We start from the raw sequence: 8,341 nt of genomic DNA on the forward strand, positions 1-8,341 counted from the left end.
TCCTAACGGTGATGTGTGTCTCAGTCCGGATGAGCGTATGTGTACGCTGTAGTTTCGTTCAAAAATCACAGGAAAACTGCATCGCATTAGCACCCTGTCCACGAATACTGCACTGGAGTCCCCATCATCGACGTCACGGAAGACGACCTGGAACTGATCCACGCCCTGCAGATTGCGCCCCGGGTGAGCTGGAGCGATGCGGCGGGGATCCTCGACTCCCACCCCACGACGCTCGCCGCCCGTTGGCAGCGATTGCGGTCCGCCGGCTTGTCCTGGGTGACCGCCAATACGATCAGCACGTCCATGGAATCAACGTTGTCGTTCTTCGACCTGGAGTGCACATTGGCCGATCGGGACGAGGTCACCCGCCGGCTCTGTGCGATGCGCGAAGTGGTCTCGGTGCTCGAATCGGCGCGCAACCGGGATCTCATGCTCATTGTCCAAACCGCATCACTCGCGGCCCTGGGGAGCCAGGTGGTCCCGCGGATCGCCGGCATTCCGGGCGTCACGAAATACGAGGCCTCCATCTGCACCCGGGTCCATTCGGAAGGCCACGCCTGGCGGCTCGACGCCCTGAACCGCAAGCAGCAGGCAGCCTTCCAGTCGCTCGCGCCGCCCGCCTCCGGCCAGCCCTACACCCTGGTGCCAGCCGACGGTCCCCTGGTGGAGTGCCTGGTCCGCGACGGCCGGGCCAGCGCCACCGACATCGCCCAAGAACTGGGCGTCCACCCCACCACGGTCAGCCGGCGGCTCAACCGCCTGTTGGCCGGCAACGTCCTGTCCTTCCGGTGCGAGTTGGCCCAGCAGGATTCGGCCTTCCCGGTCAGCTGCCAGTGGTTTGCCCGGGTTCCGCCCGGCCAACATGAGCAGGCGGCCGAGGTCCTCCGGGGGTTTCCGAACCTCCGGCTGTGTGCTTCGACCACCGGGACGACGAACTTCACGTTCGTCATCTGGCTCCGGTCGGTGTCGGAGGTGATGGAAATCGAGTTGGCGCTCACGCAACGGATCCCCGACATCCGTTTTGCCGAAAGCACCGTGGCCCTCGCCTACCCCAAGCGGGTCGGCTGGCTTTTGGACGACGCCGGGCGGGCGACCCGAGGCGTTGTTGCCTGAGGCATGGTCCGGCGACCCGGCTACAACGCCTCGCCGGTTTCCAACCAGGATTTCAGCGAGCTGTAGATCTGCGGGGTATCGCGTTCCGCGGCGGCGGCACTCTCCCCCACCAGATCCCAGAGGGTCACCGTGAGCAGGGTGACCGATCCGCCGTCGTCCACCGGCTCCAGCAGGTAGTCGATGATGCCCGCGGGCTCCGCCGCGGTGGCCTCGTCCCATTGGGCGTCGAAGCCCAGGCGCAGGTGGCGCGGCGGATCGACGTCGAGGACGTCCCCACCGATCAGGGTGAATCCGCCACTGGCCTGCGTGTAGGCGGTGCCGGGCAACCACGAGGAATCCGTGGTGGTTCCGTATAGCCAGGGCCGGGGCGTGCCGGTGTCCACCAGCGCCTCCCAGACGCGGTCAATGCCGGCCCGGATGTGAAGGGCGTAGATGGTGGTGGGGCGTGGTGCAGGATCGCTGCGGGTCATGGGGTGTTCCTCGACGTCGTGTCCGAACGCGAGCAGGCCGGCGGCCGCGTCGCGTGTGTACTCCGAGAGCCAGCGTTGCTGCATCTCGACGAGCGGGACGGCATTGAGGTAGTGGAGCTTGCGGCGCCCGGACTTCATCGTGGTGATGAGCCCGGCGTCCTCCAACACGGCCAGGTGGGAACCCACGCCGAACCGCGTCATCTGCGGCAACCGTTCCGCGAGACGGCCGAGCGACTGCCCGTCCTCCTCCTTGAGGGCGTCCAGCAGCGCCCGGCGGTTCGCATCGCCCAGTGCCTTGAAGAGATCGCCCATGCACCATTAATAGGTGAGTAATTACTCACCTGTCAAGGGCTGGCGCCTCCCCGGCGGTCAGCGCGTGCCGACCTGGTTCCCCTCTGCGGGTGCGGAACGACGGCCCACGAAATGGTCCATGGTGTTGTTCACGCCGAGGAAATTGGCCATCTTGTCGAAGAGCGGAACGGGCAGCAGGCGGGCCGGCGAGAGGGCGTGGACGGCGCGCGGCATGATGAGCTGCTTCTTGCCGGCCTCGATGGAGTCCAGCACCCGGTTGGCCACGTAGTCCTGCTTGAGGATCGGCAGCAGCAGCGGGAACTTCGTGGCCACGCCCTCGAACATGCCGGTGTCGATGTAGAACGGGCACACCGCGAGGGAGTTCACGCCCGCCGATTCCTTGTCCATCTCCACGCGCAGGGATTCGGCGAAACCGAGCGCTGCGAACTTGCTGGCGGAATAGTCGGTCTGCTTGGCCACCCCGACCAGGCCCGCTGCGCTGGACACGGTCACGACGGTGCCGTGATGGCGTTCGATCATGCCACCCAGGAACGCCTTGGTCACCCAGTACAGGGCCAACACGTTGATCCGGATGGTCCGCTCGATGGCCTCGTCCGAGGCGTCCATGAGCCGCTTGCCCGTCACGACGCCGGCGTTGTTGACCACCACGTCCACGGGCCCGGTCTCCGCGGCGGCCGCCCGGACTGCCTCGCGGTCGGAGACATCGACGACGAACGATTCGGCGCTCGCGCCGGTGGCCCGGATCTCGTCGCGGACCGCGTCGGCGGCGGCTCCGTTCAGGTCCCAGATGACGATCCGGGCACCGCGGCGCGCGGCGCCGAGGGCCATCAGCCGGCCGATGCCGCTGCCGGCACCGGTGATCAGGACGGTTTCATTCTTCAAGGGGTGGCGCATGGATTCTCCTAGTTCAGCTGAAGCGGTTGAGGATGCGGACGCCGGCAGACAGGGCCTGCGACCAGCGTTCGTGGCCCATCCCGGGCGGTCCGCCCACCGGGAGGAGCCGTTGGGCGGCAATGGTCTGTGGTTCGGTGAATTTCTGGAAGCCCTCGGCCCCGTGGCGGCGGCCCATCCCGGAGGCCTTCATCCCGCCCATGGGCGAGGCATGCGAAGCCCAGGCAGCGGCGTAGCCCTCGTTGATGTTCACGGTTCCGGCCTGGAGCCGGCGGGCCACTGCGGCGCCACGACCCCGGGACCAGACGCTGGCATTGAGACCGTATTCGGTGTCGTTGGCTGCCGCGATGGCCTCCTCGTCCGAGTCGACCGGGTACAGGCTGACCACCGGACCGAAGGTCTCCTCCCGGGCGACGGCCATGCCCCGCCGGACGTCCGCCAGGACGGTGGGCTCATGGAAGTACGGGCCCAGCTCCGGCCGCGCGTTCCCGCCCGCCAGGACCTTCGCCCCGTGGTCGACGGCGTCGCGGATGTGGTCCGACACCTTCTCCAGCTGGTCGGGGCCGATCAGCGAGCCCATGTCCGCGTCCCATCCGAGCCCGGGGGCCAACCGCATGGCCCGGACACGCTCCAGGAAGGCGGGGACGAAGGCATCCCAGACGTCGCCGTGGACGTAGATCCGCTCGATGCTGATGCACAGCTGGCCGGAGTTGGAGAAGCAGGCGTTCACGGCACCTGCGGCGGCGCGCTGCACGTCGGCATCGGCGAGGACCAGCATCGGGTTCTTGCCACCCAGCTCGGCGGAGAACCCGATCAGCTGCGACGCGCACCCCTCGGCCACCGTCTTGCCGGTCGCGGTGGAACCGGTGAACATCATGAAATCGGCCCGTTCGATCATGGCCGGGCCGATCCGGGATCCGGGACCCAGCACGATCTGCATCAGGTCTGCGGGCAGCCCCGCCCGGCGCAGCAGTTCCAAGGCGAACAGGGCGGTGTGCGGCGTCTGGGAATCTGGCTTGAGGACGACGGCGTTGCCCGCCAACAAGGCGGGGACCGCATCTCCCGCCGGCAGGGTGAACGGATAGTTCCACGGGGTGATGGTGCCGATGACCCCGCGGGGCACGAAGCGTTCATGGGTGCGGGTCAGGACCGGGAAGACGCCGGGACGGCGACGTTCGCGCAGGTATCCCGGACCGGCATGCGCTGCATGGCTGGCCCACCGCGAAACGTCGGCGACCTCCTCGAAGGCACTGAGGCGTGCTTTCCCGGTCTCGTGCTGGATGACGTCGAGCAAGGCCGAACGCTCGTCGATGACGAGTTCCGCGAACCGGCGGAACACGGCCACCCGCTCCGCCAGGGGCCGTGCGGCCCAGTCGCGTTGCGCCGCACGTGCGCTCCGGAACGCCTGCTCGACGTCCTCGTCACTGGAGAGCGGAAGCCGGCCGACGACAGCGTCGTCGAAGGGGCTGCGGATGGTGGCCGAGCCATGCTTGCCGGCGGATGCAACGAGCCCCGCCAGGTGCCCGCCGAGGCGGCCGGGCGCGTCCTGGCCCGGGGAGTCCGCGGCATTGGTCGCGGTACCCGCCAGGGAGGTCGTGGAGGTGATGGAAGCCATGGTCTTATATTGAACTACGGTTCGATATGATGCAACCATCTTCCGGCGGCCAGCCGATACTGTAGGTCCATGGTGGGAATCAAGAAGCCCGAGGGCGAGCGCCGCAGTGACATCATCCGCGCCGCCAAGGCGGTCGCGCTCCACGGAGGCGTGGAGTCGGTGACCGTGCGGACCGTGGCCGCGGAGGCTGGCCTGTCCATCGGGCTGGTCTACTTCTACTACGACTCAAAAGAAGGCCTGCTCCACGCATTGCTGACCCGCCTGCTGGAAACCACCCTGGATGGGCCACCGCCGGGATTTGGTGACAGCCAGCGTCCCGAGGATGCCCTCAACGCGATGATGGCCGAGGAACTCGAGGGGCTGCAGAACCAGCGCGGCGAAGTCGACCTGATCTTCCAGTTCTACTTCGCCCGCCATGCCGACGAATTCCGGACCCCGATCAACACCGCACTCGATGCCTACGCAGCACGCATGGAGCCCGTCGCGGCCCGCGTCTCCGAGGCGGCCGGCGTGGAGCCGGAAGCCCTGCGCTCGGTCCTGGCGGCGGTGATCTACGGCGCCGCCATGGACGTGGTCCGACGCCCGGAGGAATTCAGCGCGGCCCGGCTGCTCGGCGTCGTTTCCGGCCTGGCAGGAATCGTCGCCCGCCACTGATCTGCCGGCGACCCCGGCCGCCGCATGACAGGTCCCCCGTTACCTTCTTAGCAGCCCCTAGTTGAGCAAGTATTGGGGTTGCTGGCCTGTCGGCCCCGGCATTGATTCTTTCCCCCAGTCTCCAATGATCCGGGGGGTGTTGTCACCGGGGTTCGATAGGCACCAGGGAAATCGCTAATAGGGGCCGGATGCAGGCGGGGAACCACCGTCAATATCGGCCGTAACGTGGATGCCGAGCCTTGGAGCCGCAGGACATGCCAGCACCGTCCCACCCACAGGAATGTGCTGTCCCAAGGAAGGCCACACGATGATCCCCTCACACGAAAACGTCGATGTCTTCATCGGCATCGACGTCGGCAAGACCAACCACCACGCAGTGGCCCTGGACCGGGCCGGAAAGAAGCTGCTGGACAAGGCCCTGCCCCAGGACGAGGCAAAGCTCCAGGCCATCATCACCAAGCTGGCCCGGCACGGGAAGGCCTTGCTGGTCGTTGACCAGCCCGCGACCATCGGGGCCCTGCCCGTCGCGGTCGCCCAGGCCGCCGGGATCATGGTCGGCTACCTGCCCGGACTCGCCATGCGCCGCATCGCAGACCTGCACCCGGGAGAGGCCAAGACCGATGCCCGGGACGCCTACATCATCGCCGAAGCGGCCCGCACCATGCCCCACACCCTGCGCTCCATCCTCGTCGGCGACGAACAGGTCGCAGAACTGGCGATGCTCTGCGGCTTCGACGACGACCTGGCCAAGCAGGCCACCGTGACCAGCAACCGGATCCGCGGCCTGCTTACCCAGATCCACCCGGCCCTCGAACGGGTCATCGGAACACACCTGGACCACCCGGCGATGCCCGAGCTGCTGGCCAAATACCCGACACCAGCTGCGCTACGCCGGGCTGGCAAGGCGAGGGTGGAGGCCCTGCTGCGCAAGCACGCGCCGCGCGCCGGCAGGGGCTGGGCCGCCGACGTGTTTGCCGCCCTGGATGAACAGAGCGTCGTGGTTTCCGGCACCAACGCGGCCGGCATCGTGCTGCCCCAGCTGGCCCGTTCGCTGGCCCAGACCCGCACCGCCCGCACCGAGGTCCTGGCCCAGGTCGAGCTCCTCGTGGAGGCCCACCCTCTTCACATCCTCCTGACGTCCCTACCGGCGGTCGGCGTCAGGACCGAGGCCCGGATTCTCACCGAGGTCGCCGGCAAGGACTTCCAGACCGCCGGGCATCTCGCCTCCTACGCCGGGCTGGCCCCGGTGACCTGGCGCTCGGGGACCTCGATCCGCGGTGACCACCCCTCGCGCAAGGGCAACAAGGTCCTCAAGCGGGCCCTGTTCCTCTCGGCCTTCGCCTCGCTGCACGACCCGGTTTCAAGGACCTACTACGACCGGAAACGCGCCGAGGGCAAGAAGCACAACCAAGCCGTCATCGCGCTGGCCCGGCGACGCTGCAACGTCCTGTTCGCCATGCTCCGCGACGGGACCATCTACCAGGAACCAGTGGCCCTCGCCGCCTGAAACACACCACCACGCCAGTCACGGCAAATGAGTCCCACACCGTTGGCCAGTATTGGCATGCCCGTAATCGCCCGCCACCGATTCCCGAGAATTTCCGCCCAGACCCTTGACCAAGCAGATAGGGGCACCCCCCAACGTTGTTGGCCAACCGTTCGGGCATTGGTCGTATCGTCGATGATTTCCCATGACCTCCTCGTCGTCGTCGGTTCACGCAAGCTTGCGACGGTGGAACGTGGTCGCCCCGCGGACGCGGGCGACGCCCACTCCCCGGAGGTTCATCGTGAGCACCACCAGCACGCCGCCCGACAACCACCACCAACGCAGCTCCCTGCGACGGACGGCGGGGGCCCTCGCCGTCGTCCTCGCGGGGTCGTTGATTCCCGCCTCGGCCCTCGCCGCGCCCGAGCAAAAACCAGCCTCGACGACCGAGTGGTCCGATGCGGCCTACCGCGGAAGCGTCGACGTCGTCAGGGCCACGAAGTCATCGGCCGATGACGCCCAGCAGCTCTCCGGCGTCGTCTTCAACGACCGGGACCAGGACTCGCACCAGGACCGCGGCGAGCGCGGCATCGCCGGGGCCAAGGTCTCCAACGGACGCACGGTGACGACCACGGACGCGAACGGACGCTACACCGTGCCGGTCTACGAGAACATGACAGTCTTCGTCACCCAGCCCCGCGGATACCAGGTCCCGGTTGATGAGGACAACGTCGCGCAGTTCTCCTACCACCATCTACCGGAGGGCTCCCCCGACCTCAAGTACGGCGGCTTGGAACCCACAGGCAAATTGCCGAAGGCCGTGAACTTCCCGTTGGCCAAGGACCCGGGCACCGCTGCTGCCGAACAGCATTGCCTCATCGGCGGCGACGTCCAGACCTACAACCAGAAGGAAGTCGAGTACGCCCGCCAGGGCGCGTTCGGCGATCTGGCCCAGCGCACCGACTACACCTCCTGCGGGGCACTGTTCATCGGCGATGTGGTCGGCAACGACCTGTCCCTGTACCCGCAGACGCGTGAACTGACCGGCATGCTCAATGGCCCCGCCCGCTTCCTGCCCGGCAACCATGACATCGACTTCGACGCCACCGACAGCGCCCACAGCTTCGATACCTTCAAGCAGAATCTGGGTCCGGAGTACTACTCGTACGACACCGGCAAGACCCATGTCATCGCCTTGAACACCGTCGAGTACCCCACCCAGCTGCCTGCGGCCCGGGGTGACTACAAGGCGTCGCTGGACCCCCAGCAGCTCGAATGGCTCCGCCAGGACATCGGAAACACCCCGAAGGACAAGCTCGTCGTGTTGGCGGCACACATCCCCCTCCTCGACTTCGCCGACCAGGAGTTGTCCCAGCACCAGGTGAAACAGGCCAAGGAGATCTACTCCATGCTCAAGGGGCGCAAGGCGGTCGAGGTCGCCGGACACACGCACAGCCTCGAGAACCTGCGGGCCGGGGACTCCACTGCCGGATGGAAGGACACCTATGGCATCAAGAAGCTGCCCTTCCCCCACCTCACGGCAGGTGCCATCGCCGGTGACTGGTTCTCCGGTCCGCTCACGGAGGCTGGGTACCCGACGGCCGTCCAACGCGACGGCGCCTTGCCCGGCGTCCTCACGCTGGATATCCAGGGCAACAAGTTCACCGAGCGGTTCACCGTGCGCGGCACCGACGGCAGCGACCAGATGGCCCTGGGGCTGAACACCCCGCGCTACAGTAGTGCCCCATAAGGTGGTGTAGCGTCCGGCCGACCGCCGATATGAAGTGCGGCCACCGGACG

Annotated in this window: 7 protein-coding genes; 4 read left to right on the forward strand and 3 right to left on the reverse strand. The window is 67.3% G+C overall.

The window, feature by feature from the left end; translation table 11 throughout:
* Positions 1-183: 183 nt before the first annotated feature.
* Complete coding sequence (locus tag ABD088_RS15510; RefSeq protein ID WP_343902873.1) at positions 184-1,113, forward strand: Lrp/AsnC ligand binding domain-containing protein; 930 nt, start codon at positions 184-186, stop codon at positions 1,111-1,113.
* A gap of 20 nt (positions 1,114-1,133) precedes the next feature.
* On the opposite strand, the gene ABD088_RS15515 is transcribed toward ABD088_RS15510, so the two are convergent.
* From ABD088_RS15515 to ABD088_RS15525, 3 genes are read right to left on the reverse strand one after another with little or no spacing between them, the layout of a single operon-like run.
* A complete protein-coding gene (locus ABD088_RS15515) occupies positions 1,134-1,895 on the reverse strand; it encodes an ArsR/SmtB family transcription factor (protein ID WP_343902874.1) in 762 nt (253 codons plus the stop codon).
* A 57-nt stretch (positions 1,896-1,952) separates the two neighbouring features.
* Positions 1,953-2,789, reverse strand: a complete 837-nt coding sequence (locus tag ABD088_RS15520) for an SDR family oxidoreductase (protein WP_343902875.1) — start codon at positions 2,787-2,789, stop codon at positions 1,953-1,955.
* Positions 2,790-2,802: 13 nt separating this feature from the next.
* The gene (locus tag ABD088_RS15525) at positions 2,803-4,401 is read right to left on the reverse strand and encodes a succinic semialdehyde dehydrogenase (protein WP_343902876.1); all 1,599 of its coding nucleotides are present in this window, start codon (positions 4,399-4,401) and stop codon (positions 2,803-2,805) included.
* A 69-nt stretch (positions 4,402-4,470) separates the two neighbouring features.
* Between ABD088_RS15525 and ABD088_RS15530 the strand changes: the two genes are divergently transcribed.
* From ABD088_RS15530 to ABD088_RS15540, 3 genes are all read left to right on the forward strand, one after another.
* Positions 4,471-5,055, forward strand: a complete 585-nt coding sequence (locus ABD088_RS15530) for a TetR/AcrR family transcriptional regulator (RefSeq protein ID WP_343902877.1) — start codon at positions 4,471-4,473, stop codon at positions 5,053-5,055.
* A gap of 307 nt (positions 5,056-5,362) precedes the next feature.
* Positions 5,363-6,562, forward strand: coding sequence for an IS110 family RNA-guided transposase (locus ABD088_RS15535; RefSeq protein ID WP_343902878.1), 1,200 nt, complete (start codon positions 5,363-5,365; stop codon positions 6,560-6,562).
* Positions 6,563-6,842: 280 nt separating this feature from the next.
* A complete protein-coding gene (locus ABD088_RS15540) occupies positions 6,843-8,291 on the forward strand; it encodes a calcineurin-like phosphoesterase C-terminal domain-containing protein (RefSeq protein WP_343902879.1) in 1,449 nt (482 codons plus the stop codon).
* Positions 8,292-8,341: the final 50 nt, after the last annotated feature.

Origin of the sequence: Arthrobacter rhombi (assembly GCF_039526245.1) — a bacterium.
Classification (GTDB): domain Bacteria; phylum Actinomycetota; class Actinomycetes; order Actinomycetales; family Micrococcaceae; genus Arthrobacter_H; species Arthrobacter_H rhombi.

Coding starts and splice junctions, on each gene's coding strand:
- ABD088_RS15515 (WP_343902874.1), bottom strand. CDS start 1,895: ATGGGCGATCTCTTCAAGGCACTGGGCGATGCGAACCGCCGGGCGCTG.
- ABD088_RS15530 (WP_343902877.1), top strand. CDS start 4,471: ATGGTGGGAATCAAGAAGCCCGAGGGCGAGCGCCGCAGTGACATCATC.
- ABD088_RS15525 (WP_343902876.1), bottom strand. CDS start 4,401: ATGGCTTCCATCACCTCCACGACCTCCCTGGCGGGTACCGCGACCAAT.
- ABD088_RS15535 (WP_343902878.1), top strand. CDS start 5,363: ATGATCCCCTCACACGAAAACGTCGATGTCTTCATCGGCATCGACGTC.
- ABD088_RS15520 (WP_343902875.1), bottom strand. CDS start 2,789: ATGCGCCACCCCTTGAAGAATGAAACCGTCCTGATCACCGGTGCCGGC.